The sequence below is a fragment of the Actinocorallia sp. B10E7 genome (assembly GCF_039871655.1).
Taxonomy (GTDB): domain Bacteria; phylum Actinomycetota; class Actinomycetes; order Streptosporangiales; family Streptosporangiaceae; genus Actinocorallia.
This window is the reverse complement of record NZ_JBDPLZ010000006.1, coordinates 1-22,632: the sequence shown is the minus strand read 5'-3', so window position 1 is coordinate 22,632 and position 22,632 is coordinate 1. Positions and strand designations below refer to the sequence as shown.

Below are 22,632 nucleotides of genomic sequence, written 5' to 3'. Positions count from 1 at the left end.
AAAACGACCTGCTGTTCTTTACCGCTCCGGGGACGGGAGGCGGCGTCAGAAGACCGAGATGTGCACGTGGTCGAAGTGGTTCTGGGTGATGCTGCCGCGGTCTGACATCGCGGACCAGCCGGGGCTGCGCATGTCGTAGATGCGCTGTTTCCAGATGACGTACTTGACGCCGTACTTCCGGGCGTTGTTGATGGCGAATTGGGCGACCTGGTCGCCGTGGGCGACGCGGTCGGGGGTCGGCATCTGGCCGCCGCCGCTCTCCATGAAGTCGCAGGCGCGGCCGGAGCCGTGGTCGAGGGGGTCTCCGGAGCGCAGGCAGCCGATGGCGTGGGGGAAGGGCCGGAAGCGGTCCAGGATCGCGTCGCGGAGGGTCACCATCCGGACGGTCAGACCGCTGTTGCCGATGAGAGGTGTCGGGGCGAACTTCTCGATCTGCTTTTTGATGTCGGCCTTCTTGGCCTCAAGCTGCTTGATCTTCTTGTCGAGCTTGTTGAGGTTCTGCTTGGCCTCTTCGGCTGCTTGGGCTTGGAGGTCGAAGGTGTGCTGGATCTTGTTGGTGCGGTTGGCCTCGTTGCTGGAGAGGTGGCTGACCAGGGACATGCCGGACAGCATGGCTTGGGGGTCGCCTTGGCCGAGGACGGTGAGGGTGGGGTCGATGCCGCTGGACATGTACTGGCCGGAGGCCAGGCGGGAGACGATGTTGCGGGATTTGTTGAGTTCGACGCCGAGGTCTTTTTTGCGGCGGAGTGCTTTTTGGGCTTGTTGCTGGATGTCCTTGAGCTCCTCCAGTTCCCCGCCCAGTTCCTTGTCGAGTGCGTTCAGCTGTTTGGTGAGCTGGCGCAGTTTGGTGTTGTCGCTGGGGAGGGGCACCACGGCGCTGGAGGAGGGGGCTGCCAGTATCAGCGCGCCGACGACGGCGGCCAAGGCCGCCCCGGCGCGCCGCCGGACCGATGTCACTGGGGGGTCTCCTCTCGCCCACTTGTCGGTCTGCGGGACGAACTCGCAAAGAGTAGTCCCAAAAACTACCTGCTTCTCTTTGCCTTCGCGGGGCCGCGCGGCGCCGCTGACCGGTGGCGCGGCTCAGTTTGCCGGAAGAAGCGGCTCCGTGCCGGAGCTTCAGGAACGCCGGAGGGTCGCTTCGTAGTGGTGGCGCTTGCTCCCCGGCTTGACCCAGGAGTAGGTCAGGCTCCCGTCGCCGGGGTCGGCCACCGTGACGTCGCCGGGGGTGCAGTGCCCGCCGGTCCGGGTGAAGGACATCTGGATCTTCTGTCCGGAGCCGCCGGTCCGGGTGAGTCTGCCGCTGCAGTTGCCCACGCCGATCTTGGCCGTGGCCTGCCGGGCGTCGGCGAAGGTCACCTCGATGCTGAACTTCACCCCGGACTGGTTGACGGCCGTGCCGCGCCAGGTCCCGCTGAAGGCCGCCTCGTTCGCGACGGGGGCCGAGCTGGGCTCGGCGGCGGGCGGCGGGTCGTCGTCCTCGGCCCCGGTCCACAGCAGGGTGATCACGATGATGCCCACGACCACGCCGATGACCAGGGCGCCCAGGCCCTTGATCATGCGCTGGTCCTGGCGGGCGGCGGCGGGCGTGCGGACGTCCACCGGGGGCGAGCCGTTCCACACCGTCGTCATGTTGGGCAGGGGCTCGGGCTCGGGCCACTCGGCCCGGTCGGGGGCGGGCGGCAGGTACGGGCCCGCGAACGGGTCGGCGGGCCGGTCCGGGAAGTCGGGGCCCTGCGACAGCGCGGGCTCCAGGGCGGGGAGCGCGGCGGTGCTCTCCGCCGACCAAGGGTCTTCCGGGACCGGGGCCAGCAGCAGGTTCTGGGCCTCGGTCAGCTGGGACGCGGGCAGCGGCAGCCCGCGGCGCAGCAGCGTCTGCAGGACCATCTCGGCGGTGGGGCGCCGGAACGGGTCCTTGTTCAGCGCCATGACGACCATGTCGCGGACGGAGTCCGGCAGCCTGTGGAGCTCCGGCTCGGAGTTCAGCACCCGGTTCGTGACAGCTTCGACGCTGTCCTCGCCGAAGGGGGGCTTGCCGGACGCGGCGGTGGCCACGATCGCGGCCCAGGCCCACATGTCGCTGCTCGGGCCCTGGTTGCCGCCGCTGAGCTGCTCGGGCGCCTGGAAGGAGGGGACGCCGGGCTCCGGGGGGAGCCCGCCGGCGGTCAGCGCGCGGGCCACGCCCACGTCGGTCAGCACCGGACCGTCGTGGGCGATGAGCACGTTGGTGGGCTTGAGGTCCAGATGGGCGATCCCCGCCTTGTGCAGCTGGGCGAGGCCGAGCACGATGCCGACGGCCAGGCGCTCCACCGTGGTCCGGTCGCCCCGGCCGCTCTGGACGAGCATCTGCTGCAGGGACGGGCCGGCCACCAGGTCGGTCGCCAGGAACGGCCAGTCGCCGGCGACGCCGGCGTCGATCGGGCGGGCGGTGCGGCTGCCGCTGACCCGCTGGGCCGCCATCGCCTCGCGCAGGAACTCCTCCCGGGCGGCCGCGTCGCCGGTGAGCCGGGTGTGCAGGAGCTTCACCGCCACCGGGGCGCCGTCGTGGAGGGCGCGGAACACCACCCCGCGGCGCCCCTCGCCGAGCCGCCCTTCCAGTTGATGATCGCCGAGCCGGCCGGGGTCACCGGGCTGCAGCGGCTGGACGTCGGACATGGTCACCTCGAAAGATCGCACTCAACCGGCATATTTCTACCGGTCCGCGGGCCCGCCTGTAACGTCGTCCGGGTGAATCCCAGCATGGAGGCGGTGTCCCGGGCGGTGTCGGCCTATGCCGCGGGGGAGCGGCCGGAACGCGCGGTGGAGAAGGCCGCAGTGAAGCATCTTCTCGGACTTCTGGCCCAGCAGTCACCAGGAAAGTCGGTAGAAGTAAGAATTCCTCCGTATGCGGCGGTTCAGTGCGTCGAGGGAACACGGCACACCAGAGGCACCCCGCCCAACGTGGTGGAGACCGACGCCCGCACCTTCGTCGAGCTGGCCACCGGCAGGCTGGCCTGGGCGGACACCGTCGCGGACGGCCGGGTCCACGCCACCGGGACCAGGTCCGATCTCAGCGGGCTGCTGCCTCTCGTCGCGCTCTGAGGGGCACTGACGGGGCCCGAACGATTGGGTCTTGCCAGAAGCCCGCGGGAGACGGACGGTGCAGGCATGCTCGCCGCGCACTGGACGTTCGAAGAAGACACCATCCGCAGGGCGGACCCGCTGGACCGCCGCGCCCTGGACGTGACGGGCGGCGGCCTGCCCGTCCTGCTCGACCCCGCGGTGGACCTGGTCCCGGCCACGACCGGACGGGCCCTGGGCTTCCACGGAGGGGACCGGGCCGTCATCCCCGCCGCGCCCCGGCTCGAACTCGACCAGCTCTTCGGGTTCGGCGTCGCCTTCTTCCTCCGTCTGGGCGAGGAGCCCACCGGCACCTGGCGAGGCGCCTTCTACAAGTCCGTGGGCCCCCGGGACGCCCGGGGCATGGGCTGCTGGCTCTACCCCGACGAGCAGCGCCTGCGCTTCCAGCTCTTCACCGTCAAGGGCGGGGCCGAGTACGCCGACACCTCGTGCCTGCCCTCGGGCCGCTGGGTCCACGTCGCGGTGGTCGTCGACCCCGAGGAGATCTACGTCTACCTCGACGGTGAGCTCGACCGCGCCGTCCGGCTGGAGCACCCGGTGGTCTCCCCGTCGGGCGAGACCTTCCTGGGCTCCGACGCGAACGGGCTGGGCTTCGTCGGGGAGATCGCCGACCTGCGCGTCTACTCCACCGCCCTGACCGGAGAGGCGGTCGCGGCGCTGGCCGGCCCGGACCCGCGCTGAGGTCAGCCCCGGTCCGCCCGGAGCAGCGGGAACCGGGCGTCCAGGCAGTGCGACCGCTCCAGGCTGTCGCTGTACCGGGCGGCGCACTGGACGGCCTGGCGGCCGAACCACACCAGTGTGCTCACCGCCACCACCAGGGCCAGGACGGACACCGCGATGCCGGCGTAGCCGAAGGTGCGGCCGCGGTCCCGGCGCACCGCGTACACGCCGGTGGCGATGCCCGCCACGGCCAGCAGCATGCCCAGGCCGCACATCCAGAAAGTGAGAAATCCAACGATCCCGAGGGTCAGGGCGGACACTCCCGGCCCGCGAGGTTCGGGGGGAAACTCGACTCTGCTGGGGTAACGGGGCACGGCCATGCACCCAGACTTCCCCTTGCGGAGCCGATCACGCCGCCCTCTCCGGCAAGGGTCACTTAAAAAGCACCTGGTCCCTGACCCTAGACTGGACATCGTGTCGCGCTACGCCGATGGACGCCTGAGCCACGAGCTCGATCCCTACGACAAAGGCCCACAGGACGCCTGTGGCGTCTTCGGCGTCTGGGTCCCCCCGGACGCCGCCGCCGACGCCGAGGTGAGCAAGCTCGCCTACTTCGGCCTCTACGCCCTCCAGCACCGCGGCCAGGAGTCGGCCGGCATCGCGGTGAGCGACGGCGCCCGCATCGTGGTCTTCAAGGACATGGGGCTGGTCTCCCAGGTCTTCGACGAGTCGGTGTTGAGCACCCTGCGCGGCCACATGGCGATCGGCCACTGCCGCTACTCCACGACCGGCTCGCCCACCTGGGAGAACGCCCAGCCGACGTTCCGCTCCACCGGCCACGGGTCGCTGGCGCTGACCCACAACGGCAACCTGATCAACACCCCCGAGCTCGCCGCCATGCTGGAGCCGGGGCAGCTCACCGCGACCACCGACACCGAGGTGCTCACGGCCCTGCTGGCCACCCGCGAGGGCGGCGCGCTCAAGGCGGCCCACGAGATCCTCCCGGTGACCCGCGGCGCCTTCTCGCTGGTCTTCATGGACGAGCAGACCCTGTACGCGGCCCGCGACCCCGAGGGCATCCGCCCGCTGGTCCTGGGCCGGCTGGAGCGCGGCTGGGCGGTGGCGTCCGAGACCGCCGGGCTCGACATCGTCGGCGCCCAGTTCGTCCGGGAGGTCGAACCCGGCGAGATCCTGGCGATCGACGCCGACGGGGTGCGCTCCGAGCGCTTCGCCGAGCCCCGCCCCAAGGGCTGCGTCTTCGAGTACGTCTACGTGGCCCGGCCCGACACCACGATCGCCGGCCGGTCCGTCCAGGCCACCCGGGTCGAGGTGGGCCGCCTGCTGGCCAAGGAGCACCCGGTCGACGCCGACCTGGTGATCCCCACCCCCGAGTCCGGCACGCCCGCCGCCATCGGCTACGCCGAGGCCTCCGGCATCCCCTACGGGCAGGGCTTCGTCAAGAACTCCTACGTCGGCCGGACGTTCATCCAGCCGTCCCAGACCATCCGGCAGCTGGGCATCCGGCTCAAGCTGAACCCGCTGCGCGAGGCGATCGCGGGCAAGCGCCTGGTCGTCGTGGACGACTCGATCGTCCGGGGCAACACCCAGCGTGCGATCGTCGGGATGCTGCGCGAGGCCGGGGCCAAGGAGGTGCACGTGCGCATCTCCAGCCCGCCGGTGCGCTGGCCCTGCTTCTACGGCATCGACTTCGCCACCCGGGCCGAGCTGATCGCCGGCAACCTCAACGTGGAGGAGGTGCGCCAGTCCCTGGGCGCCGACTCCCTCGGCTACATCTCGCTCGACGGGCTGGTCGAGGCCACCGAGCAGCCCAAGGACAGGCTGTGCCGGGCCTGCTTCGACGGGGTCTACCCGATCCCGGTCGAGGAGTCGGCCCGCGGCAAGCACGTCCTCGAGCCCACGAACATCCCTTAGTCACCGAGCCAAGGAATCCCTCAGTGAGCACGTACGAGGCCGCCGGAGTCGACATCGCCGCGGGTGAACGCGCGGTCGAGTTGATGAAGTCGCGGGTCGCCCGTTCCCGCCGTCCCGAGTGCGTGGACGACGCCAGCGGCTTCGCCGGCCTCTTCGACGTCTCGGCGCTGCTGAAGTACCGGCGCCCGCTGCTGGCGACCTCCACCGACGGCGTCGGCACCAAGGTCGATCTGGCCCGCAGGCTGGGGATCTACGGCACGATCGGGCACGACCTGGTCGGCATGGTCGTCGACGACCTCGCGGTCTGCGGCGCCGAGCCGCTGTTCATGACCGACTACATCGCCTGCGGCAAGGTCGTCCCCGAGCGCATCGCCGAGATCGTCGGCGGCATCGCCGACGCCTGCGTCCTGGCCGGCACCGCCCTGGTCGGCGGGGAGACGGCCGAGCACCCGGGTCTGCTGGAGCCCGACGAGTTCGACGTCGCGGGCGCGGCGACGGGCGTCGTGGAGGCCGACGAGCTGCTGGGCCCCGACCGGGTGCGGCCCGGCGACGTGGTGATCGCGATGGCCTCCTCCGGCATCCACTCCAACGGCTACTCGCTGGTCCGCCACATCCTGCGGGAGTCCTCGCTCACCCTGGAGCAGACCGTCGCGGAGCTGGGCCGGACCGTCGGCGAGGAACTGCTCACCCCGACCCGGATCTACGCGCTGGACTGCCTGGCGCTGAAGGACGCGGGCGGGGTCCGGGCGTTCGCCCACATCACCGGCGGAGGTCTGGCCGCGAACCTGGCCCGCTCCCTGCCGGCGGGTGTCGACGCGGTGCTGCGGCGGGCCTCCTGGACGGTCCCACCGATCTTCGAGCTGCTCGCCCGCTACGGCCAGGTCGCCCAGCCCGACCTGGACAAGACCTTCAACCTGGGCGTCGGCATGGCCGCGATCGTCGCTCCCGAGGCCGCCGACGCGGCGCTGGAGCTGTGCGCGTCCCGCGACCTGCCCGCCTGGCGGCTGGGCGAGATCGTGGAGGGGACGGGCCGGGCCGTCCTGGTCTGACCGCCGGGCCCTACTTGCCCGTCAGGTAGCGGGTGAGCCCGTCGGCCATGGCGACGGCCATGCGCTGGCGGAAGGCCGGGTCGCTCAGCTTGGCGGCGTCGGTCTTGTTGCGCATGTTGCCGGTCTCGATGAAGATCTTCGGCACCTTGGAGAGGTTCAGCCCGCCCAGGTCGTCCCGGACGGTGACGCCGTTGTCTCCGAGGTAGGTGGAGTACGGCATGCCGGTGCCGGTCTTGTAGGCGGCGAGCACGGCGTCGCCCAGCTTGCTGGACGGGGCGATGATGCCCTCGTTGAGACCCTTGACCGGTTTCGGCTTGATCACGTGGAAGCCCCTGCCGCCGGGTGCCGCGCCGTCGGCGTGGATGGAGATCACCGCGTCGGCCTTGTGCCGGTTGCCGATCGCGGCCCGCTCGTCGATGCACGGCCCCGACCCCTTGTCGTTGGGCCGGGTGAGCACGACCTTGGCGCCCCGGCGCTGGAGCACCTTCTGCAGCCGCTTGGCGGTGTCCCAGGTGAAGGCGTGCTCGGAGTAGCCGGCGTCGGTGGCGGTGCCGGAGGTGTCGCACGCCTTGTAGCCGTTGCCGACGAAGACCTGGCCGCCCTTGAGCGGGCCGCCGTTGTGGCCGGGGTCCAGCACGACCGTCTTGCCCGCGAGCGAGGCCCCGGCCCGCTGCTGCCGGGCCTCCGAGCCGCCCGCGCCGTTGGACCGGCCGTTGCTCGGACCGGTGCTCGGGCCGGCGGTCGGCGGTTTCGCGACGGGGGTGTCGGAGTCGCCGCAGGAGGCCAGGCCGAGACTGGCCACGGCGACCGAGCCGAGCGCCAGAGCCAGGGACTTGCGTCCGTTCGCCAAGATCAACTCCTGTGATCGGTCTGTTACCAACCGACCCAGTCTATGGCGAAAGCGCCGGGAAGAGGGTGCCGGGCGTGATCGCCTTCGTCCGCCCTCAGCGCGTGGTGCCCTCGCGGCACAGCAGGGCGGCGAGCGCCCGGGCCTCCTCGGCGTCGAGCCCGAGCACCACCCTGGGCCGGCCCCAGGGGTGGTCCAGGGAGTGCGCCACATAGCTGGCCACGGACTCGGCGGCCGGGACCGACTCGACCAGGCCCCGGGCCTGCCGCCAGCGCTGCCAGGCACGTTCCAGTTCGCCGGCCGCGCGCTGGGCGCACGACACCAATTCCGGATCACGCACGATCGTCCCCCTCGATGGCCAGTGGCGGCGCCGACCGCACCATCCAAGAGCGGCCGGGCGGTCCTGGCCAGCGGTTCGATCGAGACTTGGTCTCCGCCTTACCTTTTCCGGTGAAAGATCTCCCCGGGGCGGGGTGTCGCTCAGCCGCCCACCGGGCCGGTCGTGGCACGCACCACCAGGTGCGGCAGCACCAGCTCCTGACGCACCTCGCGGGCGGGGTCCTCGATCCGGGAGCACAGCAGCGAGGCGGCGACCCGCCCCATGTCCCGGCGCGGCTGGTCGACGCTGGTCAGCGAGATGTGCCGGATCGCCGCCAGATGGGTGTTGTCGTAGCCGATGATCGACACGTCCTGCGGCACCCGGAGGCCGAGCTCGTCGGCCGCCGACAACGCGCCGGTGGCCACCAGGTCATTGGGCGCGAAGATGGAGGTCGGCCGGTCGGCGCGGGTGAGCAGCGCCCGCGCGGCGCGGTAGCCGCCGTCCTCGGTGAAGTCGCCGGGCTCCACGAGGATCTGGTCGGCGAGGCCGTGCCTGGTCATCGCCGCCTCGTAGCCGGCCCTGCGGTAGCGCGCCGTCGCGGACGGGGCGCCCTCGATGTGGGCGATCCGCCGGTGCCCGTGCGCCACCAGGTGGTCCACGGCGAGGCTGGCGCCCAGCTCGTCGTCGTCGACCACGATGTCGACGCCCTCGACGTCCCGTTCGCCGACCAGCACGACGGGCACGCTGGCGGCCGCCTCCCTGAGCGAATCGGGGACGACGCTCAGCAGCACCAGGCCGTCGACCCGCATTTCCAGAAAGGCCTCGACGGCCTCGGCCTCGAAGAGCGGATCCCATCGGCCGGAGCCGACCAGCATCCGCAGCCCTTCTCCGTGCAGGCTCTCCTGGAGCCCGTCGAGGAATTCGGCGAAGAAGGGATTGTGCAGGTCGGCGACGAGCGCGCCGATGAGCCGGGTGCGGCCTTCCACGAGGCTGCGGGCCACGGCGTTGGGCCGGTAACCGAGTTCTCTCGCCGCTTTCAGCACCGCCTGCCTGCGGCGTTCGCTCACATGGGGGGAGCCCCGCATGACCAGGGAGACCAGGGATTTGGAGACGCCGGCACGCTCCGCGACATTGCGGATCGTGGGCTTGCTCGCGGGCTGTCTGGGCACCGCTGCGTCGAGCCGCGGGGCGCTTTCGTCAGCTGACATGGCTCTCCTGTCGGGGGGAAGAACAGGCCTGCCGCAATATCTTGGTCACTTCTAAGGAAGAAGATGCCATGATGCCCCCCGGTAGCGCCAAACGGCTTCGTAACGGCGAGTAACGGTCATGTTTATTTGGTCGTGATAGAATGTCCGAAATCAGGGAAGCCGACTCGGCCATCCGTTCGCAACGTGCGTGTAGCACGCGCGTAACGCGGATGACCGGGCGGCCACAGGCCTACTTCCTCGGATACGCTTCGCGGATGGACGATCGTGCGCCGACCGGAACCCCGGGCAGGCGCGGTAGAAGAAGACTCAGCGTCGACGAACGGCGCGACGAGCTGATCGAGGCCGCGCTCGAGCTCTTCAGCCGCAAGGCCCCGGAGGAGATCTCCATAGACGACGTGGCCGCCACGGCGGGCGCGTCACGCGCTCTGGTCTACCACTACTTCGGCGGAAAGCAGGAGCTCTATCTGGCCGCGCTGCGCAGCGCGGCGGGCCGACTCAGCGAACTGCTGTCGGAGCCCATGGAAGGCACCCCGCTGGTGCGGCTGGAAAAGGCCCTGGAGCGGTATTTCGACTTCGTGGAGGAGCACGCGGCCGGCTACCTGGCGATGCTGCGCGGCGGTCCGGCGTCGGCTTTCGGCGAGGTGAGCGAGATCGTCGAGAGCACCCGGATGCTGCTGCTCGACCGGATCCTGCGCGAGTTCGGCATCGAGGTGCCGGGCCCGGTGCTGCGCGTCACTCTGCGTGGCTGGATGTCCCTGGTGGAGACGTCGGCGCTCGACTGGCTGGAGCACCGGGACCTGCCCCGGGAGGAGCTGCAGTCCCTGCTGGTCGAGCATCACATCGTGCTGGTGCGCAACGCCGCCCGGCATGATCCGCTGCTCCGGGAGGTCCTCGACCGCCTGGTCCGCGAGGAGACGGAGCTGGCGGCCAGGGCCCTGGAGATCTCCTAAGGGCCCGGAGGCGCCGAAGGCCGGGGTGTCCGGTGAAGGGACGGCCGGGACACAGGACTGAGCCGCCGAGGCCCCCGATAGGCGACTCGACGGCTCATGGAGCCCTTCGCGGTTGTACCGCCCGGCTACTCCGAACGCTGCTGCGGGATGCCCGCCAGCAGCGCGCGGACCTCGGCCTCGCGGTAGCGCCGGTGCCCGCCCAGGGTCCGGATGGACGTGAGCTTCCCGGCCTTCGCCCATCGCGTGACGGTCTTGGGGTCGACGCGGAACATCGTCGCCACCTCTGCCGGGGTCAGCAAGGGCTCTGCTTCGGGTGTACGTGCTGACATCTTTGCGGCCTCTCCTCCGTGGACCGTCTGACAGCCGATCCTGCGATCTTCTTTTTCGCGCGGTTCACCGATGTCTCTTATGGCCCGGAACGAGCCGCTATGACATCACAAGGTGTAACCTTGCCATCACTCAGCGCAGTAAGCAAGCCCCTGGCTCAAATCTGCGTGTTCGTGATGACTGGGTTACGCTGCGTGATTCTAGCGACACGTATGGTGGCATGGTGGAGAGAATCGAGAACTTTCTGCGGGAGTTTGTCCTAGCCGTATGTAGGCAAACCGTCACGCAGGGCTGTGAGCAGGGGTTTTTGCTGCCTCTTTGCTGAATATCAGTTCGCGCTCTGTAGTGCCCGGATCGCCCGCCAACGCGTCCGAAGCCGCAACTGCATCGCGACGGCCAGTTCCAGCTCGCCCCGCTCCAGCGCCACGAGCGCCACCGCGCACTCGCCGACGGAGTCGTCCGCGGTCAGCGTGTCGTCGTCCATGAGGTGCACGAGGCCGCCGTAGTCCAGTTCCACCAGGGACTGCGGGTGGAAGGCCGAGAGCTCCTCCTGGAGGCTCTGGGCGTCTCCGAAGGGCGACACGTCCGTCATGGCGCGCTCCCCGGCGATCGTCGCGCGGGCGAGACGCTGCCCGGCCCGGGCCATGGTGGTCAGGTAGACCAGGGCGCGGGGCGGGGCGGTGGCGGGCTTTCCGCCGAGTTCGAGTGTGCGCTCCTCGCGGACGAAGGGTACGAACCACGGGAACGGCACATGCCAGTTGCTCTCCCGGATGTGCGGATCCGCGGGCGCCGCGGCGGCTGCGGGAGTCCTCTGCGCGGCGCTGAAAGCCTCCCAGGAGCGCAGGCGCCGCTTCCAAGGGCAAATGTATGTCCTGTCGGAGAAACGCCGCACATAGGCGCTCTGGGTGTCGTGGGCGGGAGGCCTTCGCATTCCCCTCGGCCAAGACGCCGCCGGGAGCCCGGGATCCGCGTGCCCGACCTGTTCGCGGCGTTCCGCGTGGGCCGTCCACCATGAGCGCTCCGGCTCGGGGAAGGCCTCGAGAGGTTCATAGACCCTCAGGTAGGCGGTGTACGGGAGCACGTCCGCATGGTGGCATGCGAGCACCACCCGGACACGCCCTGAAATCCCCTCGTTGTAATTCCGGGTGGGGACTCGGGGCGTAATCATGGTCCAGGGAGTCCTCGAACGGTCTTAGGCTGATCTCGTGACCGTTTTTCAGGGGCACGAACAGGTCGTCTTCTGCGCTGACAAGGCGAGCGGCCTGCGCGCGATCATCGCGATCCATTCGACGGCGCTCGGCCCGGCGCTCGGGGGCACCCGTTTCTACCCCTACGCCACCGAGGAAGAAGCCCTCGCCGACGTGCTCGAACTGTCCCGCGGCATGACCTACAAGAACGCCATGGCCGGGCTCGACCACGGAGGCGGCAAGGCCGTCATCATCGGCGACCCTGTCCGCGACAAGTCAGAGGCCCTGCTGCGCGCCTACGGGCGCTTCGTGCAGTCGCTGGGCGGCCGTTACGTCACCGCCTGCGACGTGGGCACCTACAGCCCCGACATGGACTGCGTGGCCCGCGAGTCGCGCTTCGTCACCGGCCGCACCGAGGCCTCGGGAGGAGCGGGGGACTCCTCCATCCTGACGGCGTTCGGAGTCTTCCAGGGCATGCGCGCCGCGGCCGAACGCGTCTGGGGGGAGCCGACCCTGCGCGGCCGGCGGGTCGGGATCCAGGGGGTCGGCAAGGTCGGGCGCCGACTGGCCGACCTGCTCGCCGAGGACGGGGCCAGGCTGGTGATCTGCGACGTCGATCCGGCCGCCACCACGCGGGTGGTCGCGGCCCACCCGATGACGACGGTCGTCGAGGACGGCGCCGCGCTGCTCGCCTCGGACCTGGACGTCTACGCGCCGTGCGCGCTGGGCCAGGCCCTGACCGACGAGGTCGCCGCCACCCTGGGGGCGAGGATCGTCTGCGGCGGGGCCAACAACCAGCTGGCGCATCCGGGCATCGAGAAGGTGCTCGCCGAACGCGGCGTGCTCTACGCTCCCGACTATGTGGTGAACGCGGGCGGGGTCATCCAGGTGGCCGACGAGCTCGAGGGGTTCTCCATGGAGCGGGCCCGGGCGCGGGCCGCGGGGATCTTCGACACCACCAGGCGGATCTTCGAGCTGGCCGAGCGGGACTCGGTGCCCCCGGTGGTCGCGGCGGACCGGATGGCCGAACGGCGAATGTCCGAAGTCGGGCGACTTAGGGGTATCTGGCTGTAGTCACGCGCCTTGGTGGTGTCTGACAGAAATCACGTGGAGTCTTCAAAGGATCACTCGAACATCTCCTTCTGCAGGTCAGGAGGGTAGTCCTCGCCGGTTAGACTGGTTTCCGCGAAGGTAAAGCGAGGCGCCACCGCGGAGACACGTACCGAGCTGCGTGTAAAACGGGTACGGTTGTACCCGTAGCTGACGCATGGCTCAGACGTGTCAGCGCGTGTGCGTAAGCGTAGCGATAGGGCCAGTAGAAGCCCTGACCATCAAGGGGGTCGAGCCACATGGGGCGAGGCCGAGCCAAGGCCAAGCAGGTAAAGGTCGCTCGCCAGCTGAAGTACAACAGCGGCCACACCGACCTCGACCGCCTTTCGGACGAGCTGGGTGTATCTTCCGCGCGGCCGACGACGGAAGTCGAAGACTCCTACGACGACGAGCTGCTGGACAAGTACGCGGACTTCGCTGACTATCAGCCGAAGGACGGCTCCGCGAGCTGACAGTCGACGCCACTGCCCGGCGGCGGGCAGTGGCTTCGTCGTCTTCACCGGCGTCGCCTCTACCGTCACCGTCCCAGCGCACGGTCGAGGCCGTCTTCGCGGGGCCCGAGGAACTTCGGGTCGCGGTCGAGGAGGACGTCCGTCATGGCTTTGAGAGTGGCGGGCACCTCCCGGGCGTAACCGTAGACGGTGGGCTCCAGGTAGGGCGACCGGTCGCCGATGCCCTGGGCGTCGAGTCCGGCTCGCCGGCACAGGGCGACCGCGCGGGCCAGGTGGAAGTTCTGGCTCACGACGATCGCGCTGTTCGCGCCGAAGATCTTCTTGGCGCGCACGCAGGAGTCCCAGGTGTCGAAACCGGCGTAGTCAAGAACGATCTTGTCTTCGGGCACGCCGTGGTCGCGCAGGTAGTCGCGCATGGTGGTGGGCTCGTCGTATTCGGTACGGCTGTTGTCCCCGCTGACCAGGACGGCTCTGATCCTGTTCCGCCGGTACAACTCGACCGCGATGTCGAGCCGTCCGGCGAGGAACGGGCTCGGTCCGCCGGAGGGGTTCAGTCCGGCGCCGAGCACGAGGGCGATCTCCGCCGTGCGGGCGTGGGAGAGGTCGGTGCGGTGTGTCCAGGTGGATCCGTAGGTCCATCCGGTGGGCGCCAGCAGTACTGTCAACGCGCCCGCGGCCAGAGTTATCCACAGCCTGCGTGAGCGCAGTCGCGCGGGGATCCGTCGGAGACTCACGTCGATCACTGTAGTGATGTGCGGCCTCCTCCCGCGCTCCGGCAGGATGAGGAGGGTGCTGAAGACCCTTCGTTCCCACTTCGAGTCGGCCGGTTACACGGTGCCCGGAGTCCGTGAGGCGCTAGGCCCCGTGGCGGGCGGCGCGCTGGCCCGTGATGAGATCGTTCCCGCTTTGCGAGCAACCCGTGACGGGTCGCCTCTGTCCTTGCTGACCAGGCTTTTCTGGCTTCAGGTGCCGGTGCCCGCGGCGGGCCTGCCGGCCGACGCGTTGGTGGCCGCGGGGCTCGCCGAACGGTCGGGGGACGAGCTGCGGGCGCTCCTTCACGTCGAGCCGCTGGAGGCTCCCGGGCCCGTCCGGTACGCGGTTTCCGATCTGAAGATCAGGCCGGGGGACGGCCCGGTGCGACCCGATCACGTGGTGGGTGTCGGGGGCGCCTCGTACAACGTGGCGAGGCTGGTTGTCCACAAGCCTGTGGATAACTTGCTGGATCTGGGGACGGGCTCCGGAGTCCAGGCGCTGCTCGCCGCCGACCGGGCCCGGCACATCGTCGCGACCGACACCAACCCGCGTGCGCTGGAACTGGCACGGCTCGGCTTCGGGTTGTCGGAGGTCGACGCCGAGCTTCGGCTCGGGTCGCTGTTCGAGCCCGTGCCCGAGCGGTACGACCTCATCGTCTCCAACCCGCCCTTCGTCATCTCGCCCGACGGGCGCTTCACCTACCGGGAATCGGGCCTGCCCGGCGACGAGATCTGCCGCCGGCTGGTCGAGCAGGCGCCGTCCCGGCTCACCGAGGGCGGCTGGTGCCAGCTGCTGGCGAACTGGCTGCTGGTCGAGGGCGAGCCGTGGGAGGAGAGGGTCGCCTCCTGGATCTCGGGCTGCGACGCGTGGGTCGTCCAGCGGGACGTCCAGGACCCGGCGGAATACGCCGAACTCTGGCTGCGCGACTCCTGTGAGGCGGGCACGCCCGAATACCGCGCCCGGTATGAGGAGTGGCTCGACTACTTCGACCACCACAGGGTCACCGGAGTCGGGTTCGGCTGGATCACCCTGCGGGAGGGCGGCGGCTCGGTGCGGATCGAGGAGCTGCGGCACCAGGTGGAGCAGCCGGTGGGCGCCTACGTGGAAGGGGTCCTGGACGGGATCGCCGCGGCGGACCGCCCGTTCGGCATGCTGCGCCTGGCCGACGGCGTGGTGCAGGAGCAGATCGGCCGTCCCGGCGCGGAGGACCCCGAGCGGATCGTCCTGCGCCAGACGGGCGGGCTGCGCCGCGCGACCGCGGTCGGCACCACCGAGGCCGCGCTCGCCGGGGTCTGCGACGGCACACTCCCGCTCGATCCCCTGCTCGGGGCGATCGCGCAGCTCACCGGGGACGACGAGGAGGCGGTCCGGGCGCACGCAGAGGGGGTGCTGCCGGAGCTGGTGGCCGACGGGTTCTTCGAGGTGACCGGTTAGCGGCCCCGGCGCAGCTCCCGGTTGATCCTGTAGGCCCAGAGCGGGCCACCGTAGATCATGCCGGTGTAGCCCTGGACGAGGGTCGCCCCGGCGGCCAGCCGTTCCCGCACGTCGTCGGCGGTCTCGACGCCGCCGACCGAGATCAGGGTGAGCCGGTCGCCGGTCCGGGCCTTCAGCCGCCTGAGCACCTCCACCGAACGGCGCTTGACGGGCGCGCCGGACAGGCCGCCCGCCTGCGCCGCGACGGCGGGGTCGCCGCGCAGGCCCTCCCGCGAGATCGTGGTGTTGGTCGCGATGATGCCGTCCAGGCCCAGCTCGAGCGCGAGGTCGGCGACGGCGTCCACGTCCTCGTCGGCCAGGTCGGGGGCGATCTTGACCAGCAGCGGGGTGGTCCCCTTGGCCTCCTGCACCGCCCTGAGCAGCGGGCGCAGATGCGCGACCGCCTGGAGGTCGCGCAGCCCCGGGGTGTTGGGGGAGCTGACGTTGACGACCAGGTAGTCGGCGAGCGGGGCCAGCAGCCTCGTCGACTTCACGTAGTCGGAGGCCGCCTCCTCCTCGGGCACCGCCTTGGTCTTGCCGATGTTCACGCCGACGACGACGTCGCGTTCGCGGCGCAGCCTCTTCACCGCGTCGGCCGCGCCCCGGTTGTTGAAGCCCATCCGGTTGACGACGGCCCGGTCGGGCGGCAGCCGGAACAGCCGGGGGCGCGGGTTGCCCGGCTGGGGCTCACCGGTGATCGTCCCGACCTCGACGTGGCCGAACCCGAACCCGGCGAGCGCCTCGTAGACCCGGGCGTCCTTGTCGAACCCGGCGGCCAGGCCGAGCGGACCGGGGAAGCGCAGGCCGAGCGCCTCGACCTCGGGGCCCCTGGGGCCCAGCAGCCTGCGCAGCAGCCAGGGCAGGCCGGGGATCGCCTGGATCACGCGCAGCAGCCCGATGGTCAGATGGTGAACCTTCTCGGCGTCGATCCGGCGGAGGACCTGGGAGAACAGCAGCGCGTACACGATGTCGCATTCTTTCAGGGGGCCGCGACACGCATGGTCGCGGGGGGCGGTGGACGTCGCGGGGTTCGCGGGTCATCCTGGGGACGGTCGCCGTGCGAGAGGGGGTGGGTGTGGGTTGGCGAAGGACGATCCACCGCCTTGTGGACACTGTGACGGGTCGGGGCGGATCATCTACCAGCGCCCCCGGCAGCAGGAGGACGGTTCGGTGACCTGGGTGGACAGCGTGGAGAACTGCCATGTGTGCGACGGCACCGGACTGTGCCGATGATCCCGGAGCGGTGCGGCCTCGACTCCTGCGGGTGGTGCGACCGGGACGATCTGGTCTGCCGGTTCTGCACCGGCTCGGGCTGGTGGCGTCCGGAGAAGCCCCAGCGCGAGGCGGGCGGCGTCATCGGCTGGGTCCGGGTGGACGAGCCGTGCCGGATGTGCGGCGGCACCGGCAAGGAGCACGACCCCCTGCCGGCGCGCGGCTGATCAGTGCATCGCCGAGAGGCGGGTGTACAGGTCGTGCGCCCGGCGCAGATGCCGTTCGTAGGTCGCGCCGAGGGAGAGCAGGAGGATTCCCGCGGCGAGCGGGATCAGCAGGCAGAGAACCGCCGTCTGCCAGTTGCGCACGGCCTCGTCGCCGAACGACAGCGCGTACGGGGCGGAGTAGAGCGCCAGCGCGGCGAAGGCGACGACGGTGGGCCGGAGCCGTTCGGTGGCCATGCCGAGCGCGATCATGCCGAGGATGATCGGGGCGGGGTCGGGCATCATCGACTCGGCGCCCAGGACCGCGCCCACGAAAGTCTCCAGGGAGTAGAAGCCCATCAGGGCCAGGAAGACCCAGGAGACAACGCGGGCCGGCGCGGTGGGTCGGTGCCACATGTCGGGCCGCGCGGTCGCCAGGAGGGGGATCAGGGCCGCCAAGGAGACCGCCGTGGTCAGGTGGGTCCTGGGCAGGACGCTCTGGAGGGGGAGGGCGACGGCCGCGATGGCGGCCAGCCCGGTGAGAACGGCGCCGAGACGGTGCTCGCGGGACCAGAGATGGGCCAGGAGCGCGGCGACCGCCAAGAGCACGGCGGCGATCAGCTGCTCGTCCAGCCGGCGGAGGTGCTGGGCGGAGTAGACGACGAGGATCACCAGCGTCCAGGCCAGGACGGCCATAGCGCAGAGGAAGGCGACACGGGACGACCGGCGGCGCAGGACGAGCGACGTCAGCGCCGCGTCGAGCAGCAGGGCGGTGGTGGACTCGTACGGGGTCGTGTCGATGTGGGCGAAGGCCAGCAGGGGCAGGGGGTTAAGTAATTGCTCCCGGTTTCATGGCCAGATGTAGGCATCCATAACGATGTGAAGTCCGCTGGGCAGTAGCTCCAGCAGTGCGTAACGGACCCTCTCGACCATTGTGTGACCAGACCATTACTTGTAGTAGTGTTCGATGCCGCTGCCCGCAGACCACGCGCCAGAGAGGGGGCCGGGGAGTGAGGAAGTTCCGGCCGCGTCCCGGCTGCGTGGTGCAGGCCTACCGGTTCGCTCTGGACCCCAACGCGGGCCAGGAGGCGGCGTTGCGGTCGCACTGCGGTGCGGCCCGCACCGCCTATAACTGGGCGGTGGGCTGGGTGACGGCGTCCTGGCGGCAGCGCGGGGCCGAGCAGACCTACGGCCTCAGCGGCGAGGAGCTGACGGAGTGGCGGCCGTGGTCGCTGCCCGAGCTGCGCAAGGCGTTCAACGAGGCCAAGCGCACCGACCCGCGCTTCGCCGACTGGTGGGCGGAGAACTCCAAAGAGGCCTACAGCACCGGCCTGGCGGGCGCCGCAGCCGCGTTCGACAACTACGCCAAGTCCAAGCAGGGCAGGCGCAGGGGCGGGCGGGTGGGGAGGCCGCGCTACAAGGCCAAGCACAAGACGCCGCTGTCGTGCCGGTTCACCACCGGCACAATCCGTCTGGAGCCTGATCGCAGGCATATCACCCTGCCGCGGCTGGGCACGATGCGCACGCATGAGTCCACTCGCAAGCTCCACCGCCGCCTCGTGGCCGGGACCGCGAGGATCCTGGCGGCCACGGTGGGGTATGAGCGGGGTCGGTGGCTGGTGTCCTTTCAGGTCGAAGTGCAGCGGGACATCCAGCGCGTCGCCCGGCCCGGCACTGCGGTCGGTATCGACCTGGGAGTCAAGCACCTGGCGGTCCTGGCCGACAGCCGCGGAGAGGTCCGCTACATCCCCAACCCCCGGCATTACGAGACGGCGTTGAAGAAGCTCCGGCACCTGTCCCGGCGTGTCTCGCGCCGCCGGGGCCCTGCCCGGCGTGCCGGGCAGGAGCCGTCGAAGCGGTGGGTGAAGGCGAACGCCGAGCGCAACCGGGTGCAGCACCGGGTGGCGAACCTGCGCCAGGACACCCTGCACAAGTTGACCACGAGCGTTCGGGCCGAGTACGCGACCGTGGTGGTGGAGGACCTCAACGTCGCCGGAATGCTCAGGAACCGGAGACTGTCACGCCGGGTCGCCGACGCCGGGTTCGGACAGCTCCGGCGTCAGCTGACCTACAAGGGCCGCCGCTATGCCTGCCCCACGATCGTGGCGGACAGGTGGTTTCCCTCTTCGAAGACCTGCTCGGGGTGTGGTGCGGTGAAAGCCAAGCTGCCGCTGCACGTCCGGGTGTTCGACTGCGACGCCTGCCCTCTGGTCCTGGACCGGGATGAGAACGCGGCCCGCAATCTCCTCGCCCTCGCGGCGAGTGTGTCAACAGGTACCGGAGTGGCCGGAGACCTGGGCGCCTCGGCGCCGAAGCCTCGTGGAGCCGACTGTAAGACCCGCACCACCCGACCCGGCCGCACGGCCGGGACGGGACGGGCAGGCGGCGCGAAACCACCGCACCAGCGAGGGAAGGAAGCGAGGACCGTCAACGGACACCCGGCCCCTGCGGCCGTGGTGTCACTGTTACGGACCTTCCCGGTCGAAAGGCCGGGGGTGCTGATCTCCGACTATGAAATCAGCAACGGAAGCCGCAGAAGGCCGCGGGGCAGCGGTCTGGGGGGTCCTGCGGGAGGGGGAAACCGCAGGCGGGGCAGGTGGTCATGCCGCGATCCTGCAGGTAGATCGGCTTTTTCCTATCCGTAGGGATACTCAGAAACGCCTGGTCATCCGGTCGGAGAGCGCGGCGACGACATAGGAGGTGATGTCGGAGGGGGCGAAGCCGAGCCGGGCGGCGGTCCTGGCGACCTGGCGGGCCACCTGCTCCGGGGGGAGGGCGGCGATGAGCCCGGCGGCGGCGTGGGCGGCGGCCACCCGCTCGTCCACGAACCGCAGGGAGCGGTGTTCGAGGACGGTGTCGAGGACGAGGTCCACCAGGAGGCGCTCATGCGCCAGGGCGGCCCGGACCGCTTCGGGGCCGCCTTTCCCGAAGAGGTCGGCGGGGTCCTCGCCCTCGGGGAGGAGCACGGCGTGGACCGGCCCGCGCAGGCGGGAGAGCTGCCGCCAGGCCTGGACGGTGCCGCGCCGGCCGCTGAGGTCTCCGTCCAGGGCGAGGAGGACGTCGTCGCCCAGGAGCGCGGCCTGTTCCGAGGTCAGCCGGGTTCCGCACGGGGCGAGGGCGCGGAATCCGGCCAGGCGCACGGCGATGGCGTCCAGGGGGCCTTCGACCACGACGGTGCGTCCTCGGGGGCCTCTGTCGGGGCGGTAGAGGAGGTTTCCTTTGTGGAAGACGGCGCTGTCGGGGCTGTTCAGGTAACGCGGGCCGCCCACGCCGTCGGCTGTGCGGCCGATGAAGCCGACGAGGACGCCGTGCTGGTCGCGGACGGGGAACATGACGCGGTCGCGGAAGAAGTCGTAGAGCCGTCCGTGCCGGGAGCGGCGGGCCAGTCCCAGGGCGATCAGGTGGTTCTCGTGGACGCCGTGTCCGAGGAGCCGTTCGGTGAGAGCGCGCCAGCCCGGGGGCGCGTAGCCGATCTCGAAGCGGCGTTGCACGGGTTCGGGGAAGCCGCGCGCGTCCAGGTAGGCGGGGACCCAACTGGCGGGCCGTCGTGTCCGGAAGAAGCCGTGGGCGAGTTCCAGCGGGTTTTCGGACGTCTGGAATGCCGGGTTTTCTGACATGGCGGGACTCCCCTCGTGCCGGCGAGGCGGGGAAGTTCCTCAAAGCGCTCATACCCAGTTTTTCGGGACATACCTCCGATCCTTTCGGGGCTCGCGGACGGGGGTGGGGAATGATGAGAGCCATGAGAATGGTGAAGTTCCCGCACTCCTGTGTCCGGTTCGAGACCTCCGAAGGCCGGCTCGTCGTCGACCCCGGGGCCTTCTCCGGCCCCGAACCGCTCGAGGACCCGGACGTCGTCCTCATCACCCACGTGCACTTCGACCACCTGGACCCCGAGGCCGTGCGCGGCCTCAAGGAGCGCCGTCCCGACCTGCGGATCTACGGGCCGCCGTCCCTGTCGGAGTTCCTGAAGGGAACCCCGTTCACCGAGGTCCGGCACGGGGACGTCATCGAGGCCGCGGGGATGACGGTCAAGGTGTTCGGCGAGAAGCACGCCGTCATCCACCCGTCGATCCCCGTCATCGAGAACGTCGGCTACTACTTCGACGGGATCTTCCACCCGGGCGACAGCTTCACCGTCCCCGACCTGCCGGTGCACACGCTGCTCGCGCCGACGGCGGCACCGTGGATGAAGCTGAGCGAGGGGACCGACTACATCGACCGGGTGGCCCCCCGCAGGGTCCACCCCATCCACGAGGCGATCCTCAGCGGCGAGGGCGTGGCGGTGTTCGATCGGATGCTGAGCTCGCTCACCGCGCCCGAATACATCCGTCTGGGACCGGGCGAGGGCGTCGATCTGTGATCACAGCTCGCTAACGCTCCGTGTGTGCCGCGAGCGGAAGGCGGCCTCGCTGATTGCATGACGGCTCACAGGTCATCGTTCGGGGGGAAGGTGGCCGCCTGTGTTCAGCCGTGCGATGCCCGGCGCCGTCTTCCTGGAACCGCAGGGCTCGCCGTCCTGGCGGGAACCGGCTTTCGGCCTGGCGCTCCTGCTGATGTTCGCTCTGTTCGGGCTGCACCGCCTGCTGGCGCGCGGTGTGTCCGGCCTGCTCGGCGACGGACGCGACGCGAGGCCCCCCGCGGTCGGCGGAGGGGGGCCTCACAGCGCGCTTTCCCGGGTGAGGGGGCTGGAGTGCCCCGTCGGGCTGACGGGCCTCGGGGCCGAGGGGTTCCTGCGGGCCCTGCTGGTCGAGATCGTCACCCGCGGCGGCGGACGAGTGGTGCTGGGCCGTCCCGAGCTCCATCGCCTGCTGGGCGGACGGGCGGAGTCCCTGATCCCGGTGCTGCCGACCTCACGCCTCGTGGTCCACGAGGTCCTCGAGGAGACCGTGGTGTATCTGGAGCGGTGCCTTTCCACCGGCTCCGCCGACGGGGAAGAGCACCTCTACTGGCTGCTTCTGCCCGACCGGGCCCCCGAGCCGCTGCCGGAGCACGAGCGGCTGCACGTCCTGCTGCTCGGCCACTGGCGGCATACCCGCGAGATCGGCCCCGGCGGATCGCTGGACGGCGAGACCGCCCCCACGCTGACCGTCCCGGAGGCCGTCGAACGCCTGCATCTCTTCGGCCTGACGCTCTGACGGTCCGGAAGGGTCCCGTCCTGGAGGGTCCTACCTGCGGGCCTGCTGCTCGCTCTCGGCCTCCCGGGCGTCCTTGAGCTCCTGAAGCCTCTCCCGGCGCACCCGCCCGGCGGTCCGGGTCATGTTGCCGCGGGTGATCTCACCGGGTGTCGGCTTGGCCCATCCCACGGTGTCCTCCATGATCCGCACCGCCATCGCCGCCGGGAACATCAGCAGGACGACCGCCACGCAGACCCAGAACAGCACCCACGCGTTGAGGATCATCGCGATCCCGCCCACCGTGAACGCCACGACCGCCGTGGCCACCACGGCCCACGAGGACACCTTCCCGTGCGGGTTGCCCGCCAGGGTCACCGAGCGCGGCAGTTCTTCGGAGGCGCCTCCGCTCCATTCGGCCTCGATCGAGGGAGACCCCGTGAGGTGCGACTTCCGCTCCTCTCCCGAATCCTCCGTACCCGGACGTTGCTCGATGGCCATGACCACTCCCTTCGTCCGTCTTGTACGGTCCCATTGCCTCCCTCGATTATCCCAAACCACCCAGAAGAGACCTTTACCTACCTGAGTGGCCCTTCTGAGTGCGTGTTTGACAGGTGATCGTGATGGAGCAGTTGGGGTGGGTATGGGTGGTTGGTGCGTACTCCCACCTATCCGTCGGATCTGACCGATGAGCAGTGGGCGTTGATCGAGCCCCTGCTGCC

At 70.3% G+C, this 22,632-nt stretch carries 25 protein-coding genes; 12 read left to right on the top strand and 13 right to left on the bottom strand.

The window, feature by feature from the left end; translation table 11 throughout:
• Positions 1-45 precede the first annotated feature (45 nt).
• Both ABGB12_RS21730 and ABGB12_RS21725 read right to left on the bottom strand, forming a co-directional pair.
• Complete coding sequence (locus ABGB12_RS21730; RefSeq protein ID WP_347680726.1) at positions 46-957, bottom strand: hypothetical protein; 912 nt, start codon at positions 955-957, stop codon at positions 46-48.
• Between the two features lie 159 nt (positions 958-1,116).
• Positions 1,117-2,673: a serine/threonine-protein kinase gene (locus tag ABGB12_RS21725; protein ID WP_347680724.1), complete on the bottom strand. Its 1,557-nt coding sequence runs from the start codon at positions 2,671-2,673 to the stop codon at positions 1,117-1,119.
• Between the two features lie 51 nt (positions 2,674-2,724).
• Here ABGB12_RS21725 and ABGB12_RS21720 point away from each other — a divergent pair, with 51 nt between their 5' ends.
• Both ABGB12_RS21720 and ABGB12_RS21715 read left to right on the top strand, forming a co-directional pair.
• A complete protein-coding gene (locus tag ABGB12_RS21720; protein WP_347680722.1) occupies positions 2,725-3,078 on the top strand; it encodes a sterol carrier family protein in 354 nt (117 codons plus the stop codon).
• Positions 3,079-3,144: 66 nt separating this feature from the next.
• Positions 3,145-3,798: a LamG domain-containing protein gene (locus ABGB12_RS21715; protein WP_347680720.1), complete on the top strand. Its 654-nt coding sequence runs from the start codon at positions 3,145-3,147 to the stop codon at positions 3,796-3,798.
• A gap of 2 nt (positions 3,799-3,800) precedes the next feature.
• Here ABGB12_RS21715 and ABGB12_RS21710 read toward each other — a convergent pair whose 3' ends face one another.
• A complete protein-coding gene (locus ABGB12_RS21710; RefSeq protein WP_347680718.1) occupies positions 3,801-4,052 on the bottom strand; it encodes a hypothetical protein in 252 nt (83 codons plus the stop codon).
• A 196-nt stretch (positions 4,053-4,248) separates the two neighbouring features.
• Here ABGB12_RS21710 and purF point away from each other — a divergent pair, with 196 nt between their 5' ends.
• Positions 4,249-5,709 carry an amidophosphoribosyltransferase gene (gene purF, locus ABGB12_RS21705; RefSeq protein ID WP_347681472.1) on the top strand — a complete coding sequence of 487 codons (1,461 nt, stop codon included), beginning with the start codon at positions 4,249-4,251 and terminating at the stop codon, positions 5,707-5,709.
• A gap of 23 nt (positions 5,710-5,732) precedes the next feature.
• Positions 5,733-6,758 carry a phosphoribosylformylglycinamidine cyclo-ligase gene (gene purM, locus ABGB12_RS21700; protein WP_347680716.1) on the top strand — a complete coding sequence of 342 codons (1,026 nt, stop codon included), beginning with the start codon at positions 5,733-5,735 and terminating at the stop codon, positions 6,756-6,758.
• Positions 6,759-6,768: 10 nt separating this feature from the next.
• Here the strand turns inward: purM and ABGB12_RS21695 are convergent, their stop codons facing one another.
• The 3 genes from ABGB12_RS21695 to ABGB12_RS21685 form a co-directional block, all read right to left on the bottom strand.
• Positions 6,769-7,608, bottom strand: a complete 840-nt coding sequence (locus ABGB12_RS21695) for an N-acetylmuramoyl-L-alanine amidase (RefSeq protein WP_347680714.1) — start codon at positions 7,606-7,608, stop codon at positions 6,769-6,771.
• 94 nt (positions 7,609-7,702) lie between these two features.
• Entirely contained in the window at positions 7,703-7,945 is a 243-nt protein-coding gene (locus ABGB12_RS21690) for a hypothetical protein (protein ID WP_347680712.1), read from the bottom strand.
• 140 nt (positions 7,946-8,085) lie between these two features.
• On the bottom strand, positions 8,086-9,132 hold the full coding sequence (locus ABGB12_RS21685) for a LacI family DNA-binding transcriptional regulator (RefSeq protein WP_347680710.1): 1,047 nt from the start codon (positions 9,130-9,132) through the stop codon (positions 8,086-8,088).
• A 254-nt stretch (positions 9,133-9,386) separates the two neighbouring features.
• Between ABGB12_RS21685 and ABGB12_RS21680 the strand changes: the two genes are divergently transcribed.
• Positions 9,387-10,082 carry a TetR/AcrR family transcriptional regulator gene (locus ABGB12_RS21680; RefSeq protein ID WP_347680708.1) on the top strand — a complete coding sequence of 232 codons (696 nt, stop codon included), beginning with the start codon at positions 9,387-9,389 and terminating at the stop codon, positions 10,080-10,082.
• 125 nt (positions 10,083-10,207) lie between these two features.
• Here the strand turns inward: ABGB12_RS21680 and bldC are convergent, their stop codons facing one another.
• Positions 10,208-10,411 (bottom strand): developmental transcriptional regulator BldC, encoded by a 204-nt coding sequence (gene bldC / locus ABGB12_RS21675; RefSeq protein WP_012850682.1) that lies wholly within the window; start codon positions 10,409-10,411, stop codon positions 10,208-10,210.
• A gap of 326 nt (positions 10,412-10,737) precedes the next feature.
• On the bottom strand, positions 10,738-11,490 hold the full coding sequence (locus tag ABGB12_RS21670; RefSeq protein WP_347680706.1) for a hypothetical protein: 753 nt from the start codon (positions 11,488-11,490) through the stop codon (positions 10,738-10,740).
• Between the two features lie 124 nt (positions 11,491-11,614).
• Here ABGB12_RS21670 and ABGB12_RS21665 point away from each other — a divergent pair, with 124 nt between their 5' ends.
• Together ABGB12_RS21665 and ABGB12_RS21660 are read left to right on the top strand one after the other, a co-directional pair.
• Positions 11,615-12,670, top strand: coding sequence for a Glu/Leu/Phe/Val dehydrogenase (locus tag ABGB12_RS21665; protein WP_347680704.1), 1,056 nt, complete (start codon positions 11,615-11,617; stop codon positions 12,668-12,670).
• A 275-nt stretch (positions 12,671-12,945) separates the two neighbouring features.
• Positions 12,946-13,158, top strand: coding sequence for a DUF3073 domain-containing protein (locus tag ABGB12_RS21660; protein WP_347680702.1), 213 nt, complete (start codon positions 12,946-12,948; stop codon positions 13,156-13,158).
• A 65-nt stretch (positions 13,159-13,223) separates the two neighbouring features.
• Here the strand turns inward: ABGB12_RS21660 and ABGB12_RS21655 are convergent, their stop codons facing one another.
• On the bottom strand, positions 13,224-13,892 hold the full coding sequence (locus ABGB12_RS21655) for an ElyC/SanA/YdcF family protein (protein WP_347680700.1): 669 nt from the start codon (positions 13,890-13,892) through the stop codon (positions 13,224-13,226).
• Positions 13,893-13,938: 46 nt separating this feature from the next.
• On the opposite strand from ABGB12_RS21655, the gene ABGB12_RS21650 reads away from it, so the two are divergent.
• Positions 13,939-15,345 (top strand): class I SAM-dependent methyltransferase, encoded by a 1,407-nt coding sequence (locus ABGB12_RS21650; RefSeq protein WP_347680699.1) that lies wholly within the window; start codon positions 13,939-13,941, stop codon positions 15,343-15,345.
• Here the strand turns inward: ABGB12_RS21650 and ABGB12_RS21645 are convergent.
• Positions 15,342-16,352, bottom strand: coding sequence for a quinone-dependent dihydroorotate dehydrogenase (locus tag ABGB12_RS21645; protein WP_347681470.1), 1,011 nt, complete (start codon positions 16,350-16,352; stop codon positions 15,342-15,344). The two genes, ABGB12_RS21650 and ABGB12_RS21645, sit on opposite strands and share 4 nt — an antisense overlap.
• Positions 16,353-16,613: 261 nt before the next feature.
• Between ABGB12_RS21645 and ABGB12_RS21640 the strand changes: the two genes are divergently transcribed.
• Complete coding sequence (locus tag ABGB12_RS21640) at positions 16,614-16,823, top strand: hypothetical protein (protein ID WP_347680697.1); 210 nt, start codon at positions 16,614-16,616, stop codon at positions 16,821-16,823.
• Here the strand turns inward: ABGB12_RS21640 and ABGB12_RS21635 are convergent, their stop codons facing one another.
• Positions 16,824-17,495 carry a hypothetical protein gene (locus tag ABGB12_RS21635; RefSeq protein ID WP_347680695.1) on the bottom strand — a complete coding sequence of 224 codons (672 nt, stop codon included), beginning with the start codon at positions 17,493-17,495 and terminating at the stop codon, positions 16,824-16,826.
• A 314-nt stretch (positions 17,496-17,809) separates the two neighbouring features.
• Here ABGB12_RS21635 and tnpB point away from each other — a divergent pair, with 314 nt between their 5' ends.
• Positions 17,810-19,444, top strand: a complete 1,635-nt coding sequence (gene tnpB, locus ABGB12_RS21630) for an IS607 family element RNA-guided endonuclease TnpB (RefSeq protein ID WP_347680693.1) — start codon at positions 17,810-17,812, stop codon at positions 19,442-19,444.
• Between the two features lie 6 nt (positions 19,445-19,450).
• On the opposite strand, the gene ABGB12_RS21625 is transcribed toward tnpB, so the two are convergent.
• Entirely contained in the window at positions 19,451-20,416 is a 966-nt protein-coding gene (locus ABGB12_RS21625; RefSeq protein WP_347680691.1) for a toprim domain-containing protein, read from the bottom strand.
• 122 nt (positions 20,417-20,538) lie between these two features.
• Between ABGB12_RS21625 and ABGB12_RS21620 the strand changes: the two genes are divergently transcribed.
• Positions 20,539-21,159, top strand: a complete 621-nt coding sequence (locus ABGB12_RS21620) for an MBL fold metallo-hydrolase (RefSeq protein ID WP_347680689.1) — start codon at positions 20,539-20,541, stop codon at positions 21,157-21,159.
• 100 nt (positions 21,160-21,259) lie between these two features.
• A complete protein-coding gene (locus ABGB12_RS21615) occupies positions 21,260-21,934 on the top strand; it encodes a hypothetical protein (protein ID WP_347680687.1) in 675 nt (224 codons plus the stop codon).
• Between the two features lie 30 nt (positions 21,935-21,964).
• On the opposite strand, the gene ABGB12_RS21610 is transcribed toward ABGB12_RS21615, so the two are convergent.
• Entirely contained in the window at positions 21,965-22,411 is a 447-nt protein-coding gene (locus ABGB12_RS21610) for a hypothetical protein (protein WP_347680685.1), read from the bottom strand.
• Positions 22,412-22,632 lie beyond the last annotated feature (221 nt).

Bases quoted from the DNA above. Each gene is read 5' to 3' on its own strand.
- ABGB12_RS21650 (WP_347680699.1), top strand. From the start codon at position 13,939: ATGAGGAGGGTGCTGAAGACCCTTCGTTCCCACTTCGAGTCGGCCGGT.
- ABGB12_RS21680 (WP_347680708.1), top strand. From the start codon at position 9,387: ATGGACGATCGTGCGCCGACCGGAACCCCGGGCAGGCGCGGTAGAAGA.
- ABGB12_RS21620 (WP_347680689.1), top strand. From the start codon at position 20,539: ATGAGAATGGTGAAGTTCCCGCACTCCTGTGTCCGGTTCGAGACCTCC.
- ABGB12_RS21660 (WP_347680702.1), top strand. From the start codon at position 12,946: ATGGGGCGAGGCCGAGCCAAGGCCAAGCAGGTAAAGGTCGCTCGCCAG.
- ABGB12_RS21635 (WP_347680695.1), bottom strand. From the start codon at position 17,495: ATGGCCGTCCTGGCCTGGACGCTGGTGATCCTCGTCGTCTACTCCGCC.
- ABGB12_RS21610 (WP_347680685.1), bottom strand. From the start codon at position 22,411: ATGGCCATCGAGCAACGTCCGGGTACGGAGGATTCGGGAGAGGAGCGG.
- ABGB12_RS21685 (WP_347680710.1), bottom strand. From the start codon at position 9,132: ATGTCAGCTGACGAAAGCGCCCCGCGGCTCGACGCAGCGGTGCCCAGA.
- ABGB12_RS21710 (WP_347680718.1), bottom strand. From the start codon at position 4,052: ATGTGCGGCCTGGGCATGCTGCTGGCCGTGGCGGGCATCGCCACCGGC.
- bldC (WP_012850682.1), bottom strand. From the start codon at position 10,411: ATGTCAGCACGTACACCCGAAGCAGAGCCCTTGCTGACCCCGGCAGAG.
- ABGB12_RS21625 (WP_347680691.1), bottom strand. From the start codon at position 20,416: ATGTCAGAAAACCCGGCATTCCAGACGTCCGAAAACCCGCTGGAACTC.
- ABGB12_RS21640 (WP_347680697.1), top strand. From the start codon at position 16,614: ATGATCCCGGAGCGGTGCGGCCTCGACTCCTGCGGGTGGTGCGACCGG.
- ABGB12_RS21715 (WP_347680720.1), top strand. From the start codon at position 3,145: ATGCTCGCCGCGCACTGGACGTTCGAAGAAGACACCATCCGCAGGGCG.